Raw genomic sequence first — 23,784 nt, forward strand, 5'->3', positions numbered from 1 at the left:
CGGACAGGCGGTGCGGTACGCCGCGGGGACGCTATGCGTCGCCGCCGGCCTCACCGGCCTCGGCGGCCGCGACATCCAGGAGCTGGTAGCGGTCGATGGCCTGCTTCAGCAGCGACCGGTCGACCTTGCCCTCCTTGGCGAGCTCGGTGAGCACGCTCAGGACGATCGACTGCACGTCGATGTGGAAGAAGCGACGGGCCGCGCCGCGGGTGTCGGCGAAGCCGAAGCCGTCGGCGCCCAGCGACTGGTACGTGCCGGGAACCCAGCGCGAGATCTGGTCCGGGACGGAACGCATCCAGTCCGAGACCGCGATCTTCGGGCCCTCGGCGCCCTGGAGCTTGTGCGTCACATACGGGACGCGCTGCTCCTCCTCCGGGTGCAGAAGGTTGTACTCCTCGACCTCGACGGCCTCGCGGCGCAGCTCGTTCCAGGAGGTCGCCGACCAGACGTCGGCCTTGACGTTCCACTCGTCCGCGAGGATCTGCTGGGCCTCGACCGCCCACGGCACCGCGACACCCGAGGCGAGGATCTGGGCGGCGTGCTCGCCCTTCTCGCCGGCCTTGACGCGGTGCAGACCCTTGAGGATGCCCTCGACGTCGACGTCGGCCGGCTCCGCGGGGTGCTGGATCGGCTCGTTGTAGACGGTCAGGTAGTAGAAGACGTCCTCGGAGTTCTCGCCGTACATCCGCCGCAGACCGTCCTTGACGATGTGCGCGATCTCGTAGCCGTAGGCCGGGTCGTAGGAGACACAGGCCGGGTTGGTCGAGGCCAGCAGCTGGGAGTGGCCGTCGGCGTGCTGCAGACCCTCACCGGTCAGCGTGGTACGGCCGGCGGTCGCGCCGAGCACGAAGCCCCGCGAGAGCTGGTCGGCCATCTGCCAGAACTGGTCACCGGTGCGCTGGAACCCGAACATCGAGTAGAAGACGTAGACCGGGATCAGCGGCTCGCCGTGCGTGGCGTAGGCCGAGCCCGCGGCGATCAGCGAGGCGGTGCAGCCGGCCTCGGTGATGCCGTCGTGCAGCATCTGGCCGGTCGGCGACTCCTTGTAGGCCAGGAGCAGTTCGCGGTCGACGGACTCGTACTGCTGGCCCAGCGGGTTGTAGATCTTGGCCGACGGGAAGAACGCGTCCATACCGAAGGTGCGGTACTCGTCGGGCGCGATCGGCACGAAGCGCTTGCCGATCTCCTTGTCCCGCATGAGGTCCTTCAGGACCCGCACGAACGCCATGGTCGTGGCGATCTTCTGCTGCCCCGAGCCCTTCTTGGCGCCGGCGTACGCCTTGTCGTCCGGCAGCTGCAGCGGCTTGGCGCGCACGACGCGGGTGGGCACATAGCCACCCAGCGACTTGCGGCGGTCGTGCATGTACTGGATCTCTTCGGAGTTGCGGCCCGGGTGGTAGTACGGCGGCAGGCCGTCCTCCAGGTCCTTGTCCGGGATCGGCAGGTGCAGCCGGTCGCGGAAGCCCTTGAGGTCCGCGACCGTCAGCTTCTTCATCTGGTGGGTCGCGTTGCGGCCCTCGAAGTTCGGGCCGAGCGTCCAGCCCTTGACGGTCTGCGCGAGGATCACGGTCGGCTGGCCCTTGTGCGCCTTGGCCGCCGCGTACGCCGCGTAGATCTTCTTGTGGTCGTGGCCGCCGCGACCCAGGTGCAGGATCTGGTCGTCGGTCATGTTCTCGACCATCGCGCGCAGGCGGTGGTCGTCGCCGAAGAAGTGCTGGCGGATGTAGGCACCGGTCTCGGTGGCGTACGTCTGGAACTGGCCGTCGGGCGTGCTGTTGAGCTTGTTGACCAGGATGCCGTCGCGGTCCTGCGCGAGCAGCGGGTCCCAGCTGCGGTCCCACACCAGCTTGATGACGTTCCAGCCGGCACCGCGGAACTGCGACTCCAGCTCCTGCATGATCTTGCCGTTGCCGCGGACCGGGCCGTCCAGGCGCTGCAGGTTGCAGTTGACGACGAAGGTCAGGTTGTCCAGGCCCTCACGGGCGGCGATGGACAGCTGGCCGAGCGACTCCGGCTCGTCCATCTCGCCGTCGCCGAGGTAGGCCCAGACGTGCGACTTGGAGGTGTCGGCGATGCCGCGCGCCTCCATGTAGCGGTTCATCCGCGCCTGGTAGATCGCGCCGAGCGGGCCGAGGCCCATCGAGACGGTCGGGAACTCCCAGAAGTCCGGCATCAGCCGCGGGTGCGGGTAGCTGGACAGGCCGTAGGGGGCCTTGGACTTCTCCTGGCGGAAGGCGTCGAGCTGCGCCTCGCTCAGTCGGTCCAGGAGGAACGCACGGGCGTAGACACCGGGCGAGGCGTGGCCCTGGAAGAAGATCTGGTCGCCGCCGTCGCCCTCGTCCTTGCCCCGGAAGAAGTGGTTGAAGCCCACGTCGTAGAGGGAGGCGGAGGAGGCGAAGGTGGCGATGTGGCCGCCGACGCCGATGCCCGGACGCTGGGCGCGGGAGACCATGACGGCGGCGTTCCACCGGGTCGCGTTGAGGACCTTGCGCTCGATCTCCTCGTTGCCGGGGAAGAACGGCTCGTCCTTGGTCGCGATGGTGTTGACGTAGTCCGTGCTGCGCATCTCGGGCACGGCCACACGCTTCTCGCGGGCCCGCTCGATCAGCCGGAGCATGAGATAGCGGGCACGTTCCCGGCCTCGCTCGTCAACGGCAGCGTCGAGCGAGTCGAGCCATTCCTGGGTCTCTTCGGGATCGAAGTCCGGGACCTGGCTGGGAAGGCCGCCAATGATGATCGGGTTTCGATCGGATCCGGAAGCCACGCTGTTCCTTCGTGTTCGGGTCGTGTCGTGCTCTGCACGCTATTGCTGCTGCGCACGGGACGAATGTTGTCTATGCCTTGGTGTCGCGCCGTCTTCCATCGTGTACCGAGCCACAGGGATACGTCACCTCTACCGATGGGTAACCACCCGCTGGGAGAGGGCGCTGAAAAGGCCGCTTTCTCAGGTCGGCCAAATCGCAACCATACGCCCATGTCGAAAGCGCCTTGCGCACGGACGCACGGGCCTCGAATGGAGATCCGGAACGGCACTCGCCGCCCCCCGAAGGGACCAGTCGCGCGCGACTACCCGATATCCCCCGCAGAACGCTGTGGCGTGAATCACTTCAGCCTGTCCTGTTGGGGTCGTAGTTGCGGTGAGACGCCTCCAAACGTCACCGTTTCGGCGGTCTGGACCGCCGGGTACTTGCGCGATCCGCCCGGCCCGTGTGGACTACGCCCAATGCTCCGCGCACGCGCGGGGTCCCCGAGCATTTCCCGAAACATGACAGGAGGCAATCCGTGAGCGCGACCGCGGACCACGCGGAGGAGCGGACCAACCCTGCCGCCAGGCTGGGGTTCGAGCCCGGACAGGTGGTCCAGGAGATCGGCTACGACGACGACGTCGATCAGGATCTCCGCGAAGGCATTGAGACCGTGATCGGCCAGGATCTCGTCGACGAGGACTACGACGACGTCTGCGACGTCGTGCTGCTGTGGTTCCGCGACGAGGACGGTGACCTCACGGACGCTCTGGTGGACGCCATCGGCCTGATCGACGAGGGCGGGCAGATCTGGCTGCTGACCCCGAAGACCGGCCGCGACGGTTACGTCGAGCCGAGCGACATCAATGAGGCCGCGCAGACCGCGGGTCTGTCCCAGACGAAGAGCATCAACGCGGGCAAGGACTGGGCCGGCAGCCGACTGGTGACGCCCAAGTCCAAGCGCTGAGCACCGCCGCTTCGACGTTCGCCGCCGAGCCCCCTCCCGCCCTGTTCCGGAGGGGGCTCGGAGCTGTTCCGCACGGGTTCCCCCGCCGCTCACCCCGGCGCGTAGGGTTGGTCGCGTTCTGTTGAGCGTGAGCGGAAGGGAAGCACCCCCATGGCGATCGAGGTCGGCACGAAGGCTCCGGATTTCGAGCTGAAGAACCAGCACGGCGAGCTGGTCAGGCTCTCCGACTTCCGCGGCGAGAAGGCCGTCGTCCTCCTCTTCTACCCCTTCGCCTTCACCGGCGTGTGCACCGGTGAGCTGTGCGCGCTCCGCGACGAGCTGCCGAAGTTCGTCAACGACGACGTCCAGCTGCTGGCGGTCTCCAACGACTCCCCGTTCTCGCTGCGCGTCTTCGCCGAGCAGGAGGGCCTGGAGTACCCGATGCTGTCGGACTTCTGGCCGCACGGCGAGGCCTCGCGGGCGTACGGCGTCTTCGACGAGGAGAAGGGCTGCGCGGTGCGCGGCACGTTCATCATCGACAAGGAGGGCGTGGTGCGCTGGACGGTCGTCAACGGCCTGCCCGACGCCCGCGACCTGAACGACTACGTCAAGGCCCTCGGGACCCTCTGAGCCGGCGCGCGCCGGGACGCACCGGCGCCCCGCCGGCCGACATCCGCACTGATCCAGGCGCGATGACTGCAATCGGCGGGAACCGGTCACTAGGATCAATTCGTTGATCCGATGCCATGCACGACGGGGGCGCAGAACTTACGTACCCCTCGAATCTATGGGAGGACTCGTGGGAGTCAGCCTCAGCAAGGGCGGCAACGTCTCGCTGACGAAGGAAGCCCCCAATCTGACCGCCGTCATCGTCGGTCTGGGCTGGGACGCGCGTACCACCACCGGTACGGACTTCGACCTGGACGCCAGCGCCCTGCTGACGAACGACCAGGGCAAGGTGGCCAACGACCAGAACTTCGTGTTCTTCAACAACCTGAAGAGCCCGGACGGTTCGGTCGAACACACCGGTGACAACATCACCGGCGAGGGCGAGGGTGACGACGAGCAGATCAAGGTGAATCTGGCCGCCGTGCCGGCCGATGTCGCCAAGATCGTCTTCCCGGTGTCGATCTACGACGCCGAGAACCGCCAGCAGAGCTTCGGCCAGGTCCGCAACGCCTTCATCCGCGTGGTCAACCAGGCCGACAACAATGAGCTGGCGCGCTACGACCTGAGCGAGGACGCCTCGACCGAGACCGCGATGGTCTTCGGCGAGCTGTACCGCAACGGCGCGGAGTGGAAGTTCCGGGCCATCGGCCAGGGCTACGCCTCCGGCCTGCGCGGTATCGCACAGGACTTCGGCGTCAACGTCTGACCGACCGGATCCGGGATCCGATCGTCGACTTCCGGCAGGGCGGCGCCACCGCGGTGATCGCCCGTGCCGCAGAGCAACCGCGTCCGGCGCCGTACGCCCCCGTCCGGGGGAGTGCGGCGCCGGACGCGCTTGAGAAAGAGGCGGGCCGCGCCTGGCGTGGCCCGTACCGATACCGGGGAGGATGCGCACGATGACCGTCACGCTCGCCAAGGGGGGCAATGTCTCCCTGTCCAAGGCCGCTCCGAATCTCACGCAGATCATGGTCGGCCTCGGCTGGGACGCGCGGTCCACGACCGGAGCACCGTTCGACCTCGACGCCAGCGCGCTGCTGTGCCAGTCGGGGCGGGTGCTGGGGGACCAGTACTTCGTCTTCTACAACAACCTCAAGAGCCCCGAAGGCTCCGTCGAGCACACCGGGGACAATCTGACCGGCGAGGGGGACGGCGACGACGAGTCGATCCTGGTGGACCTCTCGCAGGTGCCCGAGCAGGTCGACAAGATCGTTTTTCCGGTCTCGATCCATGAGGCGGATCTGCGCGGTCAGAGCTTCGGCCAGGTCGGCAACGCCTTCATCCGGATCGTCAATCAGGCCGACGGCAGCGAGCTCGCACGTTACGACCTCAGCGAGGACGCCTCCAGCGAAACCGCGATGATCTTCGGCGAGGTATACCGCCACAGCGGCGAATGGAAGTTCCGTGCGGTAGGCCAGGGGTACGCGTCGGGCCTGAGGGGCATCGCTCTAGACTTCGGGGTCAACGTTTCGTAAAGCGCCGCGCGCTGCGCGCGGGGGACCCCATACAGCGAGGGATTGGGTAGGCAGTGCTCCTGAAAACCTTTGGCTGGTCGTTCGCCGTCACGGTGGTCGGCCTCGCCTTGGCCGGCGTGCTCTGGGGGTGGCAAGGGCTCGCGATTGTCGGGATCCTGTCCATCCTGGAGATCTCGCTCTCGTTCGACAACGCCGTCATCAACGCAGGCATCCTGCGCAAGATGAACGCCTTCTGGCAGAAGATCTTTCTGACCGTCGGCATCCTCGTCGCGGTATTCGGCATGCGGCTGGTGTTCCCGGTCGTCATCGTCGCCATCACCGCGAAGATCGGTCCGATCGAAGCGGTCGATCTCGCCATCAACAACAAGGCGCATTACGAGGAGCTGGTCACCAGCGCCCACCCGGCCATCGCGGCCTTCGGTGGAATGTTCCTTTTGATGATCTTCCTCGACTTCATCTTCGAGGAGCGCGACTACAAGTGGCTGGCCTGGATCGAGCGGCCGATGGCCAAGCTGGGCAAGCTCGACACGCTTTCGATCATCATCGCGCTGGTCGCGCTGCTGGTGAGCGCCATGACGGTGGCCACCGACGTCGCGCACGGCGGCGGTGACAAGAGCGCCACGGTCCTGCTGTCCGGCGTCGCCGGTCTGATCACGTACCTCGTCGTCGGCGGCGTCTCCGGCTACTTCGAGGACAAGCTGGAGGACGAGGAAGAGGACGAGGAGGGCGCCGTGGCGCCCGCGAAGAGCGGGACCGGCGCGGCCGTCGGGCTGGCCGGCAAGGCCGCGTTCTTCATGTTCCTCTACCTTGAGGTCATCGACGCGTCCTTCTCCTTCGACGGCGTCATCAGCGCGTTCGCCATCACCAACGACATCTTCGAGATGGCGCTGGGTCTGGGCATCGGCGCGATGTACATCCGGTCGCTGACGGTCTTCCTGGTCCGCAAGGGCACGCTGGACGAGTACGTCTATCTGGAGCACGGCGCGCACTACGCGATCGGCGCGCTGGCGGTCATCCTGCTCATCACGATCAAGTACGAGATCCCCGAGGTCGTCACCGGCCTGATCGGTGTCGTGCTGATCGCCCTGTCCTACTGGTCCTCCGTGGTGAGGAACAAGCGCGAGGGCAAACCAGGAGCCGAAGGCGGGGCGCGGTCGGAAGTGGCGTCCGGAGTGTGACGCGGCGCTGATTGAGGAACGCTCTCTGCGGGGCGGCCTGGGGTACGGACCTCGGGCCGCCCCGCGGTAATTGGGGCCGAGCAATGGGGTGGGCATGGTGTCGTTCCTGGGGAACCTGTGGCGCGGTGGCGCGCAGAAGATGGACTTCGACAGCGGTGGGGCGTCCTACGTCGTCGAGCTGACGAAACGCAATCCGGTCATCTCCCTGACCAAGCAGGGGGCGGCCACGGGGCATCTGCGGGTCAATCTGCACTGGCAGATGCGGACCTCGGACCTCCATGAGCGGGGCGGGCAGAGCAAGGGCAGTCTGCTGCGTCACCCGGGCAAGCTGTTCAAGCCCGAGATCGTCCAGGCGCAGGGACCGGCCGTGGTCAAGATCGACCTGGACCTGGCCTGCCTGTACGAGCTCAAGGACGGCACCAAGGGCGTGGTGCAGCCGCTGGGCAACTTCCTCGGCGATCTCAACGCCGCGCCGTTCGTGAAGCTCAGCGGCGACGACCGCTTCGGCTCCCCGTCCGGCGAGACGCTGTACATCAACATGGACCAGCGCGACGAGATCAAGCGGATGCTGATCTTCGTCTACATCTACGACGGCACGCCCGCCTTCGACCGTACGCACGCGGTCGTGACGCTCTACCCGAGCAACGGCCCGCGGATGGAGATCAAGCTCGACGAACGGGCGCCACAGGCCCGTTCCTGCGCGATCTTCATGCTGGAGAACAACAAGGGCGAGCTGACGGTGCGCCGCGAGGTGAAGTACGTCTACGGCTTCCAGGCGGAGCTCGACCGGCTGTACGGCTGGGGGCTGCAGTGGGGGCGGGGGTACAAGTCGAAGGTGTGACCCGCCGGCGCAGGGGCACCGCCGTCAGGAGGCGCCCCGCGGCCGTCCCCTAACGGCGCTGGAACTGCGGGCCCTGGGGCGGCAGGACGAACGACGGGTCCGGCACGAACGGCGGCTGCTGCATCGGATAGCCGTACGTCGCCGCCGGGTGCGGCTGCTGCTGCGGATAGCCGTACGCGGCGGGCGGCGGCTGCTGGGGCTGGTACTGGGGCGGCGGCCCCGGGTAGCCGTAGGCGGGCTGGGCCGGGGGCTGGGCGGGCGGCGGCGGAACGTTGTGCGGGTAGCCGTAGCCACCGCTGGTGGGCGCGGGCGCCGGGGCGGTCGCGGCGGCAGGCGGCAGCGGTGCGGCCGAGAACGGCTCCGGCATCGCGTCCGGCACATGCTGGGTGACGGCGTCGGGGTTCGACGGGGCGGGTGCCTGCGGGTCGGGGGCGGAGGTCTGCCGACCGGCCGCGGAGGGCGGCCCGACGGCCTCTTCCGGCCAAGTGCTCGGCGGTGGGGTCACTGGGGTGGCGGGCTCGCTCCGCGGGGGTGCGGGGAGGGCCTCGGTGGGCTCCGAGCCGGGCGGCGTCGAGGGCGGCGTCGACGGTGCCTCCGGGGCCGGTGCGGCCTCGCTCCCGGCGTCGGTGTCCTTCTCCTCCACCGAGATCCCGAACTCGGTCGCCAGGCCGACCAGGCCGGTCTCGTATCCCTGCCCCAGGGCGCGGAACTTCCAGCCTTCGCCGCGGCGGTACAACTCCCCGCAGATCAGAGCCGTCTCGTCGCCGGTCTCGGGCACCACGTCGAAGACCGCAAGCGGCTCACCGTCGCTCTCCGCCGCGTCGTACAGCAGGACCCGCAGATCCGCTACGTCCGCGAAGGGCCCGCCGTCCGACGATGCGGCCAGCACGACCCGGTCGACCGACGGATCCAGTGTGGCCAGCTCCGCCTCGATGGTCTCCGTCAGGCTGTCGGCGGTCCGGGCCTTGGGCAGATGCCGGACCAGGCCGCTCGGGTGCTGCGGCTGGTTGTAGAAGACGAAGTCCTCATCGGAGCGCACGCTTCCCTCGGGTCCCACCAACAGGGCCGAGGCATCGACATCGGGGACTCCGGCGCCGGGCGTCCAGCGCAGGACGGCCCGAACAGCCGTGGCATCGAGGGGTACGTTCGACCCTTTCAGCATCGCGTGCGTCATGCCGCAATCCTGCCTTCCCGGAGGTCGCAGGGACAACGCGGGGGCCGCGGTGCGGTGCATGGAGATCGATCGCGGACATCTGAAGGCCCCATGCGGGTTACGTGATTTTCACGCACGCGGGAACTAACCACACCCCCACGCACGTACGATTACCGGCTGGATCCAGACAGCGAGACGCAGCGGGGGTGCCCGGTCCCGCATCTATACGGGGAGATATATGCGGCACTTTGGGTACCTTCCGCCTGATATTCGGAAGACGCTGTTCCACCAGGAGCCGGTGGAGTTCACCGCCGACTCCCCGGCTCGCACGCTCGCGGTCGCCCTCGGTGCCACGCTCTACAGCCCCGCCACCCGCCCGCGGCTCGCCGCCGATGTCCTCAAGCAGGCCGGGCGCGGCGTGATGTCCATGGTGCTGTGTCTTGAGGATTCCATAGGGGACGGGGACGTCGAGGCCGGCGAGGCGAACCTCGTGCGGCATTTCGGTCTGCTCGACGAGGCCGCCGACGCGGGAGGGGACCTTCCGCTGCTGTTCATCCGCGTCCGCACCCCCGGCCAGATACCGGACCTGGTGCACCGTCTGGGGCCGGCGGTACGCAGGCTGTCTGGATTTGTACTTCCGAAGTTCACCGAAGAGCGTGGAGTCCCCTTCCTTGAGGCGCTGACCGCGACCGAGTCGGCCTGCGGTCGGCGGCTGTTCGCGATGCCGGTGCTCGAATCCCCCCAGCTGCTGCATCTGGAGAGCCGCGCGGAGACCCTTCAGGGCATCGCCAGGACCGTGGACAAGTACCGGGACCGGGTCCTTGCCCTGCGGCTGGGGGTCACGGACTTCTGCTCCGCCTACGGTCTGCGCAGACCGCCCGACATGACCGCCTACGACGTCCAGATCGTCGCCTCCGTGATCTCCGACGTGGTGAACGTGCTGGGCCGGGCGGACGGCACGGGCTTCACGGTCACCGGCCCGGTGTGGGAGTACTTCCGGCTGCACGAGCGGATGTTCAAGCCGCAGTTGCGGCGCAGCCCGTTCCTCGGACGCGCCGAGGAATTGCGTACGGCTCTGATCGAGCACGACATGGACGGTCTGCTGCGCGAGATCGAACTGGACCGGGCCAACGGACTGCAGGGCAAGACCTGCATCCACCCCTCGCATGTCGCGCCGGTGCACGCCCTCTCGGTCGTCAGCCATGAGGAGTTCAGCGACGCCGCGGACATCCTGCGGCCCGAGCGGTGCGACGGCGGGGTCCTGCGCTCCGCCTACACGAACAAGATGAACGAGGTGAAGCCGCACCGCGCCTGGGCCGAACGGACCCTGCTGCGCGCCGAGGCTTTCGGGGTCGCCCGGGAGGGCATCGGCTTCGTGGAGCTGCTGACGGCAAGCCTGCCGCAGACCTGAGATACGGCGAACGACATGAACGGTACGACGGAGGAGACGGAACGCGTGGTGTGGACGGGAGAATGGGTCGCCGGTCGGCTCGGGGTCTCGCTGAGCGGCGGGGACGAGCTGCCGGAACTGCTCGGGCTGGCGCTGCGGCGCAACCCCAAGCGGGCCCATCTGCTCGTGTCGAACGTGCTGGGCAAGCATGTGCCACAGCGACCGGACGTGGTCCACGGCGCCGGATTCGGGCTGGGGCGCCGGGTACGCGAGCTGCTCGGAGACGAGGCCGCCGCCCGCTCCGTCGTCCTGGGCTACGCAGAGACCGCCACCGGCCTGGGCCACTCCGTGGCGGACGGCCTGGCGCTCGCGCCCTATCTGCACTCCACCCGCCGACCGGTCGAAGGCGTGGCGCAGGCGGGCGGCTTCGAGGAGGAGCACAGCCACGCCACCTCGCACCTGCTGCTCCCCGAGGACCGCGAACTCCTCGCCGGCGACGGGCCGTTGGTGCTCGTCGACGACGAGTTCTCCACCGGCCGGACCGTCCTGAACACCATCAAGGCGCTGCACGCCCACTTCCCGCGTGAGCGGTACGTCGTCGTGGCCCTGGTCGATATGCGCTCCGACGAGGACCGCAGCCGGCTGGAGAAGTTCGCGGCGGAACTGGGCGCCCGCGTCGACCTCGTGGCGCTGGCCGCGGGCGGCGTACGCCTGCCCGACGATGTCCTGGTCCGCGGCCAGGAACTCGTCGCCGAACATGAGGCCCTCGCGGCACGCGGATCGACGGCTGCACCCGGAGGCGCGGAGGCGCCCGTCGGCAGCCACCGCGCGGACGCCGTACGGATCGACCTCGGCTGGCCCGCCGGGCTGCCCGACGGCGGGCGGCACGGCTTCACCCCCGCGCACCGCGAGTGGCTGGAGGCCGGTCTGCCGGGCATGGCGGCCCGGATCGCGCGGCACCTGGACGGCGCCCGCCGCATCCTCGTCCTGGGCAACGAAGAGCTGATGTACGCGCCGCTGCGAATAGCCGGCGCGCTGGACGCCCTGCTCACGGAGGGAGGACAGGAGGACGGCGCGGCTCGGACCGGCGAGCCGTCCGAGTCGACCGAGGGCCCGGGCGTCTACTTCTCGACCACCACCCGTTCGCCCGTGCTCGCCGTGGACGACCCCGGCTACGCGATACGGACCCGGCTGTCCTTCCCCGCCCACGACCGGCCCGCCGACGGGCCGGGGGAGCGGTACGCCTACAACGTCGCCGCCGGTACCGACCCGGCACGCCGTTTCGACGCCATCGTCGCCGTCGTGGACTCGCACGGCGACCTCCCCGAACTGCACGCCGCCGGCGGTCTGCTGGACCGTCTCGCCGAGCACGCCGACCGGCTGCTGCTCGCCGTCGTCCCCTCGTACGCCCCGCAACCCCAGGCCCGGTCCATGTCCCTCCCCGAGCCGCTGCGCGGCCCTGCCTTCTCCTCCTACGACGCCGACGAGGTCGGCTGGCTGCTGCAGGACCTGTCCGACATCACCCTGGAAGCGCCCACCGAGGAACGCGAGGAGGCGATCCAGCGCGGCGGCGCCCACTACGCCGAGTCGCTGCCGGTCGAATACCAGCCGAGCGAGCAGTACCAGGCGCTGTTTCACAGCGCGTTGCAGGCCTCCGCGCACCGGATCGCCTGCGCCGTCGGGACCGTCACCGAGACCGTGCTCGCCGAACGCAGCCGGCGCCCCGTGCTGGTGTCGCTGGCGCGGGCCGGTACGCCCGTGGGGGTGCTGATGCGGCGCTGGGCGCAGCACGCACACGGCCTGGACCTGCCGCACTACGCGGTCTCGATCGTCCGCGGCCGGGGCATCGACACCACCGCGCTGCGCTGGCTGGCCGCCCACCACGATCCGGCGGACGTCGTGTTCGTGGACGGCTGGACCGGCAAGGGCGCCATCACCCGCGAACTCGCCCAGGCTCTGGAGGACTTCCCCGGCTTCGACCCGCGCATCGCCGTGCTCGCCGACCCCGGCGGCTGCGTCGAGACCTACGGCACCCGCGACGACTTCCTCATCCCGTCCGCCTGCCTCAACTCCACCGTCTCCGGCCTCATATCGCGCACGGTCCTGCGCGACGACCTCGTGGGACCGGACGACTTCCACGGCGCGAAGTTCTACCGCGAGCTGGCCACGTCCGATGTGTCGCGCGCGTTCCTGGACGCGGTCGGTGCGCGTTTCGACGAGGTCGCCGGGGAGGTCGCCGCCAAGGTCAAGGAGCTGGCCGCCGCCGACCGCGCCCCCACCTGGGCGGGCTGGGCGGCCGTCGAGCGGATCAGTGAGGAGTACGGCATCCACGACGTCAATCTCGTGAAGCCCGGTGTCGGCGAGACCACGCGGGTGCTGCTGCGCAGGGTCCCCTGGAAGATTCTGGCCCGGCAGGGCGCCGGAGCCGATCTCGATCATGTGCGCCTCCTGGCTGAACAAAGGGGCGTGCCCGTCGAAGAGGTCGACGAACTCCCCTACACCTGTGTCGGATTGATCCACCCCCGCTTCACTCGCGGGGCGACGGGCGCCGATGGCAAGGCGGTGGCCGGCTGATGAGCACGATCGTCGCCAGCGACCTCGACCGCACCCTGATCTATTCGGCGGCCGCCCTGGACCTCGCCATGCCCGACGCCGAGGCCCCCCGGCTGCTGTGCGTCGAGACCTACCAGCGCAAGCCGCTGTCCTATATGACGGAGACGGCCGCCCGGCTGCTCGCCGAACTGGCGGGCAGCACCACCTTCGTGCCGACCACCACCCGCACCCGTGAGCAGTACGGCCGCATCCACCTCCCCGGCCCCGCACCGGAGTTCGCGATCTGCGCCAACGGCGGCCACTTGCTCGTGCGGGGCGAGTCGGACCCGGACTGGCAGCGCACGGTCGCCGAGCGGCTCGCCTCGCACTGTGCGCCGCTGGACGAGATCCGTGCGCACCTCGTCCGCACCGCCGACGCGGCATGGCTGCTCAAGGAGCGGGTCGCCGAGGATCTCTTCGCCTATCTCGTCGTGGAGCGGCCGCTGCTGCCCGAGACCTGGGTGAAGGACCTCGCCGACTGGGCGGAGCCGCGTGGCTGGACCGTCTCCCTGCAGGGCCGCAAGATCTATGCCGTACCGCGGCCGCTGACCAAGAGCGCAGCCGTGGCGGAAGTGGCCCGCCGCACCGGGGCGTCGCAGGTCCTCGCGGCCGGCGACTCCCTGCTCGACGCCGATCTGCTGCTGGCCGCGGACCGGGGATGGCGCCCGGGCCACGGTGAGCTGGCGGACTCCGGCTGGCAGGCGCCGCACGTCACGGCGCTCGGCGAACGCGGTGTCGCCGCCGGCGAGGAGATCACGCGAGCCTTCATCCGCGGCGCCGTATCCCAGGGCCGCGCCGGCTGACCCGTACCGATACGAAGGCCGCCACCGCCAGCGCGGCCGCCGCGAGGACCGCCTTGGAATAGACGTCGACACATCCCGTCACCTCTTCCCATCGTTCGCCGAGCAGATAGCCGGCGAGGACGAAGATCGTGTTCCAGATCAGGCTTCCGAGGGTGGTCAGGGCGAGGAAGACCGGTATCGGCATGCGCTCGATGCCGGCGGGGATCGAGATGAGGCTGCGGAAGAGAGGGATCATCCGGCCGAAGAACACCGCTTTCGTCCCGTGCCGCTGGAACCAGCGTTCCGTCTTTTCGATGTCGGAGACCTTGACCAGCGGCAGCTTCGAGGCGATCGCGACCGTACGTTCGCGTCCGAGCAACGCCCCCACGCCGTACAGCGCCAGGGCGCCGGTCACGGAGCCGAGGGTGGTCCAGGCGAGCGCGGACGCCAGATGCATACTGCCGCGGCCGGCCGCGAAGCCCGTCAGCGGCAGGATCACCTCGCTCGGCAGCGGCGGGAAGAGATTTTCGGCGGCGATCGCCAGACCCGCGCCGGGCGCGCCGAGCGCGTCCATGAGGTCGGTGATCCAGCCTGGTGCGGTGTTTCCGATGCTCTCGAACATGTTTTCAAAGCTATGAATCTTGATCCGCCCGCACATTGCGGAAGACCGCACAAAAGACTGCGGTTTTCCGCAGTGTGCGGGGCCGAGCGGTGCGGCTAGCGTTTCGATCATGTGGGGAATCGCACGGCGCGGACTGCGCCTGACGACAGGACTGGTGCTCGGCGCGGTGATGTCCGCCGCCGAGCTTCCCTTCGTCGTGCTGTCCGGGCTGTCCCTGCTGCTCGTACTCGCCTGGCCGCGCGGCCGCCGTGCGGTCCTCCAACCGGTGGCGGCCGGCGGACGGGCCCTGACCGAGGCCAACCGACGACGTCTGCGCGACTACATCACGACCGAGACCTCCGACGCCTACGCCGACCACCGCGCCCTGCAATATCTCTCGCTGCGCTGGTCGTTGGGCCTGCTGGGCATCTTTGTGCTGAGCGCCGCCCTGCTCGGAGCGGCGTACGGCACCGCATGGGTCTTCATCCTGCTGTTCAGAGAGGTCCGGCACGTCGACACCGTCGTCATCTCCGGCATCGGCGGCCTCTTCCTTCTCTTCCTCAGCATGCAGGGCGCGTTCGGGGTCGCGGGCCTGGAGGCCAGGCTGGCGCGGCGCTACCTCGGCCCGAGCCACCAGGAGGAACTGGAGCGCCGCATCGAGCAGTTGGCGGCCAGCAGGGCCGGCGTCGTCGCCGCCGTCAACGACGAGCGCCGCCGCATCGAGCGGGATCTGCACGACGGCGTCCAGCAGCGGCTGGTGGCGCTGGGGATGCTGCTCGGCCGCGCGCTGCGCAGCCAGGACCAGCAGCGTGCCGGGCAACTCCTGCGCCAAGCCCACGAAGAGAGCGGACAGGCTCTGGCCGAGCTGCGTGAAGTGGCATGGCGGGTCTATCCGACGGTGCTGGACGAGGCAGGGCTGCGGGCGGCCCTGGAGACCGTCGCCGAGCGCTCGGCCATCCCCGTGCGGCTCGACTACGAACTCTCCACCGACCCCGAGGCCACGGTGGCGACGGTCGCCTACTTCGTGGTCTGCGAAGCCGTCACCAACGCCGTCAAGCACTCGGGCGCCGGGCTGATAACGGTCCGCGTCGCCCGTGGTGAGGACGCCGTGCTCGTATGCATCGAGGACGACGGACTGGGCGGCGCGGATGCCTCCGGCAGCGGCCTGTTCGGGATGGCCCGCAGGGTCGCCGCCCTCGACGGCCGGTTCCGGGTCGACAGCCCGGCCGGCGGACCGACCACCATCACCGCGGAGCTGCCGTGCGCGTAGTGCTCGCCGACGATTCGACCCTGCTGCGGGAGGGCCTGGTGCGGCTGCTCGCCGAGGAAGGACACGAGGTGGCCGCCGCGGTCGGTGACGCCGATCAGCTGATCGCCGTGCTGGAGCGTGCGGCGGAGACGGGGGCGAAGCCCGACGCGGTGGTCGTGGACGTCCGGATGCCCCCGACCCACACCGACGAGGGGCTGCGGGCGGCGGTGCAGATCCGGGAGCGCTGGCCCGGTGTCGGCGTGCTGGTGCTCTCGCAGTATGTCGAGCGCCGCTATGCGACGGAGCTGCTGACCGACGACGATGAGGGAGTCGGCTACCTCCTCAAGGACCGGGTGGTCCAGGTGGACGAGTTCCTGGACGCGCTGGAGAGGGTGGGCGCAGGCCAGGCGGCCTTCGACCCCGAGGTCGTACGGCAGTTGCTGACGCGTACCCGCCGCTCGGATCCGCTGGGCACCCTCACCGCACGCGAGCGGGAGGTGCTCGCGGAGATGGCACAGGGCCACACCAACGCGGCGATCGCCGTCCGGCTGCACATCTCGCAGAGCGCCGTGGAGAAACACGCCAACGCGATCTTCGACAAGCTCGGTCTGATCGGTACGTCCGGGTATTCACGCCGGGTCCTGGCGGTGCTGCGGTACTTGGGAACGTGACCGGCGGGCCGTGGACAGGGAATGGGTGGGCCGTGGCAGGAAGGGAGTGATGCAGGAACGGACGGGACGAGCGAAGGCTGGTGACTCGTGAAGGGAGGTGTGGAAAAGCCGTTGGCGGCGAAGTGGCTCGGCTAGTCTCGCCGAGGCGGGCGGCTGCACCGTCCGGTGATCGGCCGAGACCGCGATCCTTGATCAAGAGGAGAGCACGTGGCTGAGTCCAAGAGCACACCGATCACGCCGGAGCTGTACGACTACGTTCTCGCCCACAATCCTCAGTTGAACCCGGCGCAGCGGGGCATCGTGGAGCTCACCCGGCAGCAGTTCCCCAAGGCCGCGGGGATGCAGTCGGCGGAGGAGCAAGGGCCGCTGCTCGCGTTCCTGGTGCGGCTGATCGGGGCGCGGCATGTGGTCGAGGTGGGGACGTTCACCGGCTACTCGGCGCTGTCCATGGCTCAGGCCCTGCCCGCGGACGGCACGCTGATCGCCTGCGACGTGTCCGAGGAGTGGACGGCGTACGGCCGGGAGGCGTGGTCCAGGGCCGGTGTCGCGGACCGCATCGACCTGCGGATCGCGCCCGCGCTGGAGACGCTGCGGGCGATGCCGGGCGAACCGCATATCGATCTTGCTTATCTCGACGCGGACAAGGGGGGCTATATCGCTTACTGGGAAGAGCTGGTGCCGCGGCTGCGGCCCGGCGGCCTGATCGTCGCGGACAACGTGCTGTATCGGGGTGAGGTCGCCGACCCGGCGGCGACCGGGTCGGCTCTGGCGATCAGGGCGTTCAACGACCATGTGGCGGCGGACCGGCGCATGGAGTCGGTGCTGCTCACCGTGGCGGACGGCCTGACGCTGGCACGCAAGCGGTAGCCCGCGATCGACGGACGCGGCCGCCGCTTCCCGCAGCGCACGCGGCCGCCGTCCAGGGCGCGTCGCCCCCGCCGGCCCACGGAGGTGGAAGCGCCGCCTCCTAGCCGCAGCAGCCGCCTCCGCAGCAGCCGCCGCCTCCGCCCCCACCGCTCGGTGCGGGGGCGGCCGCGGACCCGCCGACGGCGACCGTGGAGAGCAGCTTCACGGTGTCCTCGTGGCCTTCAGGGCAGACGGCCGGGGCGGAGGACTCGGCCATCGGCCGGTTCAGCTCGAAGAGGGAGCCACAGGGGCGGCACCGGTATTCGTAACGAGGCATGGCCACAGATTAACCGTGACGCTGATCAGCGCACGACGGTGCCGGGTGGCGCGCCCAGCATGCCGAGTTCCGCACGGGTCGGTGCACCCTCCCAGTCGCCGTGCGAGGCGATCGCGAACGCTCCGGTCGTGACGCCGCGCTCCAGGCGCCCGGCCGGCCCCTTGCCGTCCAGCAGCGCCGAGAGGTACCCCGCCACGAAGGCGTCGCCGGCACCCACGGCGTCCACGGCCCGTACCGCCCTGGCGGGCCGGTGCACACGTCCGCCGGGGGTGAAGGCCGTCGCCCCCGCCGCGCCGAGTGTGACCACGACCTCACCGACACCCTGCTCCAGCAGAAGCCGGGCCTGGTCCGCGTGGTCCGGCGCCACTGTGCCCGCGCCTCCGGGCAGGCAGAGCGGCAGCTCGTCGTCGGAGGCGATCAGGACGTCCACGTAGGGGAGCCATTCCCGCAGGACCGCGGCGGCCTCCTCGGCGGTCCACAGGCGGGCGCGGAAGTTGACGTCGAGACAGACCGTCGAGCGGTGCCGGTGTGCCAGGTGGAGGGCCCGGTAGGCCGCGGAGCGGGCCGTGGGGCCCAGCGCCGGGGTGATGCCCGTCAGGTGCAGGACGCGCGGCGGGGCGGCGCGGAAGGCGCGGTCGACGGCGTCCGCCGCCGGCCGGGAGCCGGCCGATCCGGCGCGGTAGTAGTGCACCCGGGTGACCTCCGGCAGCCGCGGCTCGAAGAGCAGCAGCCCGGTCGGGGCACCGGGGTCGGTGGTGGCGCCGGAGACCTCGACGCCCTCCGCCCGCAGCGTACGGAGCACCAGCGCTCCGGCCTCGTCGTCACCGACCGTGCCCGCCCAGTGGACGTCGTGCCCGAGTCTGGCCAGCCCGATCGCGACATTGCTCTCGGCCCCGGCGATGGAGACCTGCATCGTGCCGCCGAGCCTCAGCGGACCGCTGCCGCGCAGGGCCACCATGGTCTCGCCGATGGTGAAGACGTCCGGGCGCCCCCGTTCCCCCGGGAGCCCGGAGGACGTCAATGCGCCCTCGGGAGCCTCGCCGCCGTGCTGCTCCCTCCCGGTCCCGGAGGTCGGCGGCCGCCCCGTCACCGTGCGCACACCGCCTTGAACTCCGCCGCCCGTTTGCGCAGCGCGTCCAGGTCGCCGCCGTCCGCCGCATCCCCGATGAGCGGCGAACCGACGCCCACGGCCACCGCTCCGGCATCGAAGTACGCCGGGGCGACGGCCGCGTCCACCCCGCCGACCGGTACGAACGGCAGCTCCGGAAACGGCGCGCGCAGCGCCCGCAGATACGCCGGTCCGCCGGCCGACGCCGGAAACAGCTGCAACGCCGAGACGCCCAGTGCCTCCGCGGCGATCACCTCGGACGGCGTCATCACCCCGGCGAGCGTCGGCAGCCCCTGCCGTACGGACTCCTCCAGCCCCGCGCCCAGACCGGGCGTGACGATGAGATTCGCGCCGGCCTCGGCGGCGCGCCGGGCATCGTCGCCGGTCAGGACGGCGCCCGCGCCGAGCCAGGCGGCATCGCCGAGTTCGCCGCGGGCCCGCCGGATCACGCTCAGCGCATCCTTGCCGCTGAGGGAGACCTCGATCAGCGGAAGGCCCGCCTCCGCAAGTGCCATGACCGTACGGAAGGACGCCTCCGCATCCCTGCCCCGGATGATGGCGACCAGCCGGTCGGTGCGGAGCGCTTCGCTGAAGTCCATGGCGTTTCCTGCTTTCTCCGCTCCCCGCTGCGCGTGTGACGCGCGGGCGGGTCGTTCGGGCGCGCGGGTGGTGCCTTTGATTATTCCGGCCCGGTCGCCTGGGCGGACCGCTTCGGCCGGCACCTTGTCACCATTCCGCAAAAGCCCCGTCCTCGTAGCGCCACACCGGGTTCCGCCAGGCGTGCCCCCGCTTGTCCGCCGCCCGTACGGCGGCCTCGTCGACCTCCACACCGAGCCCGGGGCGTTCGGTCCGCAGCAGCGACCCGCCGTGGAAGCGGAACGGCTCCGGATCCGCGACATAGTCCAGCAGCTCGGCGCCCCGGTTGTAGTGGATCCCGATGGACTGCTCCTGGATGAGGAAGTTCGGTGTGGTGAAGGCGACTTGGAGGCAGGCGGCCAGCGCCACCGGGCCGAGCGGGCAGTGCGGGGCGAGCTGCGCCCCGTACACCTCCGCGAGCGCGCCGATCCGGCGCAGCTCGGAGATCCCGCCCGCATGCGACACATCGGGTTGGAGAATCGCGACGCCGGACTGCAGCGGAGCCAGGAACTCCCGCCTGGTGTAGAGACGTTCACCCAGTGCGAGGGGGATGTTGGAGGCATTGACGAGATCGGGGAGGGCCTGCATGTAGTCACCGAGCACCGGCTCCTCGACGAACATCGGTGCGGTCTCGGCCAGCAGGGGGAGGAGCCTGCGGGCGTTGGCGGGGGAGACCCTGCCATGGAAGTCGAGGCCGAAGTCCCGTTCCGCACCGAGGACTTCGCGTGCGGTCTCGGCGCGGAGCAGGCATGCGCGCACCTCGGCGCGGGTCGCCACCGGGCTCATCCGGCCGCAGCCGTTCATCTTGACGGCCGTGAAGCCCGCCTCGATCTGCGCGGTGATCGCCTCCCGGACGGCCTGCGGTTCGTCGCCGCCGACCCATGCGTAGGCGCGGATCCGCTCCCGGACCGGCCCGCCCAGCAACTGGTGGACGGGCACGGCGTGGCGCTTGCCCTTGATGTCCCACAGCGCCTGGTCCAAGCCGGCGACGGCGGACGACAGCACCGGCCCGCCCCGGTAGAAGCCGCCCTTGGTCATGACCTGCCAGTGGTCCTCGATACGCGCCGGATCCTGCCCCCGGAGGTATTCGGCCAGCACCTCCACGGCCGCCCGGACCGGCTCCGCCCGCCCCTCGACCACCGGCTCACCCCAGCCGACGAGTCCCTCATCGGTCTCCACCCGTACGAACATCCAGCGCGGCGGGGCGAGGAACGTCTCGATGCGGCTGATCTTCATGGACCGGACCGTCCTTTCGGCGTGCGCGGCGTACGGCGGGACGTGGGTCCGGCGGCGGGCCCGTGCGCGATCTCCTGCCCGCAGGGGACGTCGCCGTAACGGGGAGGGCTGTCCCGATGGACTGCGGGCGCGATCGCGACGGCACCCCGCCCGGCCGGCCCTACGGATGCTCCCGCGCCGACTTGTCCAGTAGTTCGAGCATCGCCATGTACGCGCCGTCGACGTCCCGGTTCCGTACGGCTTCGACGACCGCCGCGTGCACCGCATGCGGATGCTCGAAGGCGCGGTCGGCGGCGAGCACCTCCCGGTCGCGCTCGACGAGCACGGGCACGATCACCCGGTGCATCTGCGCGTAGAACCGGTTGTTCGACGCGATCAGCATCGCCGTGTGGAAGGAGGCGTCGGCGCGTACGAGCAGCACCGGATCGTCGTCGGTCGCGGCCATCGCGCTCAGTGCGGCGTCCAGTGCGGCCAGATCGTCATCGGTACGGCGCTCGGCGGCGAGCGCGGCCGCGGCGGGCTCGATGGAGCGGCGCAGTTCGAGCACGTCGGCGAAGAAGTCCGAGGACACCCCGGCCGCCAGCTTCCAGCGCAGCACGTCCGTGTCCAGGAGATTCCACTCCTCCCGGGGGCGGACGAAGGTGCCGCGGGTCTGATCGGTGCCGAGGAGCCCCTTGGTGGTCAGCACCTTGACCGCCTCACGCAGCACGGTCTGACTGACGTCCAGCTCCGCCATCAGCTCCGGCACGACCAGGGTCTCCCCCTCGCCGTAGGTGCCCTTGAGGATCCGCCTGGCGAGCGCCTCGACCGTCGCGCCGTGCGCTCCGTGGCCCGCGGCGGAGGCGGCGCGCTCCGACCGGCTCATGGTGCTGCTCCCTGCTCCCCCTGGCCCCCGTGATCCCGCCTCCCCATGCCCCCGAACCGCCCGCCGGCGCCTGCCGACACCGGTCGTCAGGGCGTACCGAGCACCCCAATCCCACCTCGGTACGCCCCGACGTGTCCCGCGCCCCGGCTCAGGTCCCCCTGCCGCCGGAGTCGCCCGCGCCGGTGCCCGTGCTCCCGGAGCCGGCACCGGTGCTTCCTCGGCTGATGCTGGAGCTGGTACCGGGGCCGAACGAGCCGCGCCCGGCATGCGGGGCGCCCTGCATCTTCCGGCGCGCCACCAGCCGGCCGGCCGTCATGCCGGCCACCGGATGGGCCTGCCCGCGGGCGAACTGATCCGCTTCCTCCGGGTGCCGGGCGCGCCAGTACGGGTTGTCCTCGGGGAGACCGCCGCTGACCCGTCCGTACATCCCGAAGACCAGCAGCATCAGCCCGACCACAAAGCTGAACAGGACGTTCTGGATGCGGAAGGCGAGGAAGTTCGCGCCGGTGTCCAGCAGCGCCAGGTTCACGAACCCGCTCAGCAGGAAGAGGCCGCCGAAGACGATGTTGAGGGTCGAGGCGAAGTTCCCGCCGATCACCATGCCGGCGAAGAGGATCGCGCCGACGACGATCGACAGCACGCTCAGGGAACCGTTGGTGTTCAGCCCCGCGACGGTGTCGCCGCCGGTGTCGAAGAAGCCGATGTGGTGGGTCAGTCCGAGGATGCCGAATGCGACCAGTACCAGGCCCATCAGCCCGGCGCCGACGCGGTAGACCTTGCTGAGCCCGTGATCCACGGGCAGATGCTCGTCCAACCGGGCACGACGGTGCCTCTTGGCCCGGTGGAGGTGCCCCATGGGCCCGTGCAGGGTCTGGCCAGTAGCCCCAGTAGCCATGTCCGGCCTCCTTCGCGCAGATGTGCCGCCCTGGGCCGTACTCAATCTCCAGGATCCGCCCAAGGGCCGCTTCACGCCATCGCGCCTGGAAGAACGCCTCCAGAAGCGAGGCCATTCCTGGGCCGTACGACGGCCTCCGCCGGGCGCGGCCGACAGCCTCAGCCGCCGGTCCCCGCCGCGCCCCTGGCGTCCCGGATCTCCTGCACCACCCGTGCCGCCGTCTGCCGTACCGCTTCCGTCTCCGTCAGGAAGTGCCACCAGTCCGGATGCCGCCCCTCCAGACCGGCGACCGCGCGATCGAGGCGGGCCACCGCGTCGTCCAGGGGGCGGGCATGCCGCGGGTCGGGGGTGCTGCGCCCGGCCATCGCCAGCCGCTGCGCGTCCCGGAGGGCGAAGCGGGTCCGGTCGACCTCCTTCTGCCGGTCGAACGAGACCGCATCGAGCCGCCGCAGCCGGTCGCCGGCCGCCGACACCGCCTCGTCGGTGGCGTCCAGCAGCGCCCGCACGGTCGCCAGCCGGCTCGTGGCGTCCGCCCAGCGCTGCTCGTCCCGCGCCTGCTGCGCCTCCCGCAGCTTGACCTCGGCCTGCTGTACGGACTGCGCCGCCTGCTCCGGTACGTGCTGCAGGTCCTGCCAGCATGCCGCGCTGTAGCGCCGCCGCAGCTCGCTGAGGACCGGATCGACCTTCCCGGCGCGGGTGGTGATCGCCTGCGCCCGGGTCCGCAGCGACACCAGCCGCTTGTCGATCTCCGCGGCCTTCGCCGGCAACCGCTCGGCCTCGGCCCGTATGCCCTCCGACCTGCGCAGCACGTCGTCGGCGCGCCGGATGGTCTCCTGTACGCCATGCTGCCCGGCGCCCTGATTGAGCTTGGTCAGCTCCGGCCCGAGCGCCGCCAGCCGGGCCGCGAGATCGTCCGCCCGTATGCCCTGGGCCCGGACCGTGTCCAGCGCATCGCTCGCCGCCAGCAGCGCCTGCCGCGCCCGCTCCACCGCCGGGGCGAGCTGCGCGAGCTGCGTCTCGGCGGACTGCAGCAGCGGCCCCAACCCCTGCGCGAACCGGTCGAGATCGCCCTTGACCCGGTCCAGCTCCTCCTTGGCCCGCGTCAGATCGGCCCGCGCCCGTGCCATCGCGGCGCCGTCCAGATCATCACGGTCGAGATCATGGGAGTCGACCGCGGTGATATAGCCGTGACTCACCTCGTCGATCCGCCGTCCGAAGCCCTCGTAGTCCGCCGCGGCCCGCTGCGCCTGCGGGGAACTGTCCACCGCGGTGATCGTCTCTATGGAGATCCGCAGGTCCCGGTGCGCGGTGTCCAGCTCGTAGAACGCCGACGCCGCGGCGTCCTTCGCGGCCTGCGCATCGGCCCGCTGGCTCTCCCCGCGCCCGAACCAGCGACGAGTCCCCCCGCCGGCGAACGCCAACGGAGCCATCGCGATCAGCAACGGCAACGGCAGCAACGCGAGCGTCACCGCATCCCGGACCGGGCCCCCACGCGTGCGACGGCGTTCTCGCTGCTCATGCGGCTGCGTGTGTGTCGCCGTCACTTCCCTCTCCCGATCACATCGCCCCAGGA

The 23,784-nt window shown here is 70.3% G+C and carries 22 protein-coding genes; 12 read left to right on the forward strand and 10 right to left on the reverse strand.

Annotated features, from left to right (window positions below):
* Window positions 1-31 precede the first annotated feature (31 nt).
* Window positions 32-2,764 (reverse strand): pyruvate dehydrogenase (acetyl-transferring), homodimeric type, encoded by a 2,733-nt coding sequence (gene aceE, locus ACZ4NB_RS25610; protein ID WP_467665093.1) that lies wholly within the window; start codon window positions 2,762-2,764, stop codon window positions 32-34.
* Window positions 2,765-3,282: 518 nt separating this feature from the next.
* Between aceE and ACZ4NB_RS25615 the strand changes: the two genes are divergently transcribed.
* The 6 genes from ACZ4NB_RS25615 to ACZ4NB_RS25640 all read left to right on the forward strand — a co-directional run bounded on the left by ACZ4NB_RS25615 (window position 3,283) and on the right by ACZ4NB_RS25640 (window position 7,850).
* Window positions 3,283-3,711, forward strand: a complete 429-nt coding sequence (locus tag ACZ4NB_RS25615) for a DUF3052 domain-containing protein (protein WP_384427224.1) — start codon at window positions 3,283-3,285, stop codon at window positions 3,709-3,711.
* A 150-nt stretch (window positions 3,712-3,861) separates the two neighbouring features.
* Window positions 3,862-4,320, forward strand: a complete 459-nt coding sequence (locus ACZ4NB_RS25620) for a peroxiredoxin (RefSeq protein WP_399150725.1) — start codon at window positions 3,862-3,864, stop codon at window positions 4,318-4,320.
* Window positions 4,321-4,489: 169 nt separating this feature from the next.
* Window positions 4,490-5,065 (forward strand): TerD family protein, encoded by a 576-nt coding sequence (locus ACZ4NB_RS25625; RefSeq protein WP_467665095.1) that lies wholly within the window; start codon window positions 4,490-4,492, stop codon window positions 5,063-5,065.
* A gap of 190 nt (window positions 5,066-5,255) precedes the next feature.
* Window positions 5,256-5,831, forward strand: coding sequence for a TerD family protein (locus ACZ4NB_RS25630; RefSeq protein WP_467665097.1), 576 nt, complete (start codon window positions 5,256-5,258; stop codon window positions 5,829-5,831).
* Window positions 5,832-5,884: 53 nt separating this feature from the next.
* On the forward strand, window positions 5,885-7,009 hold the full coding sequence (locus ACZ4NB_RS25635; protein WP_467665099.1) for a DUF475 domain-containing protein: 1,125 nt from the start codon (window positions 5,885-5,887) through the stop codon (window positions 7,007-7,009).
* 94 nt (window positions 7,010-7,103) lie between these two features.
* The gene (locus ACZ4NB_RS25640; protein ID WP_467665101.1) at window positions 7,104-7,850 is read left to right on the forward strand and encodes a TerD family protein; all 747 of its coding nucleotides are present in this window, start codon (window positions 7,104-7,106) and stop codon (window positions 7,848-7,850) included.
* A 49-nt stretch (window positions 7,851-7,899) separates the two neighbouring features.
* On the opposite strand, the gene ACZ4NB_RS25645 is transcribed toward ACZ4NB_RS25640, so the two are convergent.
* Window positions 7,900-9,024 (reverse strand): TerD family protein, encoded by a 1,125-nt coding sequence (locus ACZ4NB_RS25645; RefSeq protein ID WP_467665103.1) that lies wholly within the window; start codon window positions 9,022-9,024, stop codon window positions 7,900-7,902.
* Between the two features lie 217 nt (window positions 9,025-9,241).
* Here ACZ4NB_RS25645 and ACZ4NB_RS25650 point away from each other — a divergent pair, with 217 nt between their 5' ends.
* Genes ACZ4NB_RS25650 through ACZ4NB_RS25660 form a run of 3 tightly spaced genes read left to right on the forward strand, consistent with a single transcriptional unit; the run spans window position 9,242 to window position 13,788 of the window.
* Complete coding sequence (locus tag ACZ4NB_RS25650) at window positions 9,242-10,414, forward strand: HpcH/HpaI aldolase/citrate lyase family protein (protein ID WP_467665105.1); 1,173 nt, start codon at window positions 9,242-9,244, stop codon at window positions 10,412-10,414.
* Window positions 10,415-10,429: 15 nt separating this feature from the next.
* Window positions 10,430-12,967, forward strand: coding sequence for a phosphoribosyltransferase (locus ACZ4NB_RS25655; RefSeq protein ID WP_467665107.1), 2,538 nt, complete (start codon window positions 10,430-10,432; stop codon window positions 12,965-12,967).
* Window positions 12,967-13,788, forward strand: coding sequence for an HAD family hydrolase (locus tag ACZ4NB_RS25660; protein WP_467665109.1), 822 nt, complete (start codon window positions 12,967-12,969; stop codon window positions 13,786-13,788). The genes ACZ4NB_RS25655 and ACZ4NB_RS25660 overlap by 1 nt, the downstream gene beginning before the upstream one ends.
* Here the strand turns inward: ACZ4NB_RS25660 and ACZ4NB_RS25665 are convergent.
* Window positions 13,751-14,389 (reverse strand): DedA family protein, encoded by a 639-nt coding sequence (locus ACZ4NB_RS25665; RefSeq protein ID WP_467665111.1) that lies wholly within the window; start codon window positions 14,387-14,389, stop codon window positions 13,751-13,753. The two genes, ACZ4NB_RS25660 and ACZ4NB_RS25665, sit on opposite strands and share 38 nt — an antisense overlap.
* 109 nt (window positions 14,390-14,498) lie before the next feature.
* Here ACZ4NB_RS25665 and ACZ4NB_RS25670 point away from each other — a divergent pair, with 109 nt between their 5' ends.
* From ACZ4NB_RS25670 to ACZ4NB_RS25680, 3 genes are all read left to right on the forward strand, one after another.
* Window positions 14,499-15,638, forward strand: coding sequence for a sensor histidine kinase (locus ACZ4NB_RS25670; RefSeq protein ID WP_467665113.1), 1,140 nt, complete (start codon window positions 14,499-14,501; stop codon window positions 15,636-15,638).
* Window positions 15,629-16,288 (forward strand): response regulator transcription factor, encoded by a 660-nt coding sequence (locus ACZ4NB_RS25675; protein WP_467665115.1) that lies wholly within the window; start codon window positions 15,629-15,631, stop codon window positions 16,286-16,288. Before ACZ4NB_RS25670 ends, ACZ4NB_RS25675 begins: the two co-directional genes overlap by 10 nt.
* A gap of 207 nt (window positions 16,289-16,495) precedes the next feature.
* A complete protein-coding gene (locus ACZ4NB_RS25680; RefSeq protein ID WP_467665117.1) occupies window positions 16,496-17,155 on the forward strand; it encodes an O-methyltransferase in 660 nt (219 codons plus the stop codon).
* Between the two features lie 100 nt (window positions 17,156-17,255).
* Here the strand turns inward: ACZ4NB_RS25680 and ACZ4NB_RS25685 are convergent, their stop codons facing one another.
* The 7 genes from ACZ4NB_RS25685 to ACZ4NB_RS25715 all read right to left on the reverse strand — a co-directional run bounded on the left by ACZ4NB_RS25685 (window position 17,256) and on the right by ACZ4NB_RS25715 (window position 23,755).
* Entirely contained in the window at window positions 17,256-17,471 is a 216-nt protein-coding gene (locus ACZ4NB_RS25685; RefSeq protein WP_384427249.1) for an FmdB family zinc ribbon protein, read from the reverse strand.
* A gap of 25 nt (window positions 17,472-17,496) precedes the next feature.
* A complete protein-coding gene (locus ACZ4NB_RS25690; protein ID WP_467665198.1) occupies window positions 17,497-18,492 on the reverse strand; it encodes a sugar kinase in 996 nt (331 codons plus the stop codon).
* Between the two features lie 65 nt (window positions 18,493-18,557).
* Window positions 18,558-19,178, reverse strand: coding sequence for a bifunctional 4-hydroxy-2-oxoglutarate aldolase/2-dehydro-3-deoxy-phosphogluconate aldolase (locus tag ACZ4NB_RS25695; protein WP_467665119.1), 621 nt, complete (start codon window positions 19,176-19,178; stop codon window positions 18,558-18,560).
* Between the two features lie 127 nt (window positions 19,179-19,305).
* Window positions 19,306-20,451 carry a galactonate dehydratase gene (gene dgoD, locus ACZ4NB_RS25700; protein WP_467665121.1) on the reverse strand — a complete coding sequence of 382 codons (1,146 nt, stop codon included), beginning with the start codon at window positions 20,449-20,451 and terminating at the stop codon, window positions 19,306-19,308.
* A 160-nt stretch (window positions 20,452-20,611) separates the two neighbouring features.
* The gene (locus ACZ4NB_RS25705; RefSeq protein ID WP_467665123.1) at window positions 20,612-21,316 is read right to left on the reverse strand and encodes a FadR/GntR family transcriptional regulator; all 705 of its coding nucleotides are present in this window, start codon (window positions 21,314-21,316) and stop codon (window positions 20,612-20,614) included.
* A gap of 148 nt (window positions 21,317-21,464) precedes the next feature.
* Window positions 21,465-22,211 carry a DUF4383 domain-containing protein gene (locus tag ACZ4NB_RS25710; RefSeq protein WP_467665125.1) on the reverse strand — a complete coding sequence of 249 codons (747 nt, stop codon included), beginning with the start codon at window positions 22,209-22,211 and terminating at the stop codon, window positions 21,465-21,467.
* A 158-nt stretch (window positions 22,212-22,369) separates the two neighbouring features.
* Window positions 22,370-23,755 (reverse strand): hypothetical protein, encoded by a 1,386-nt coding sequence (locus tag ACZ4NB_RS25715; protein ID WP_467665127.1) that lies wholly within the window; start codon window positions 23,753-23,755, stop codon window positions 22,370-22,372.
* Window positions 23,756-23,784: the final 29 nt, after the last annotated feature.

The organism is Streptomyces sp. NPDC026575, from assembly GCF_055567415.1.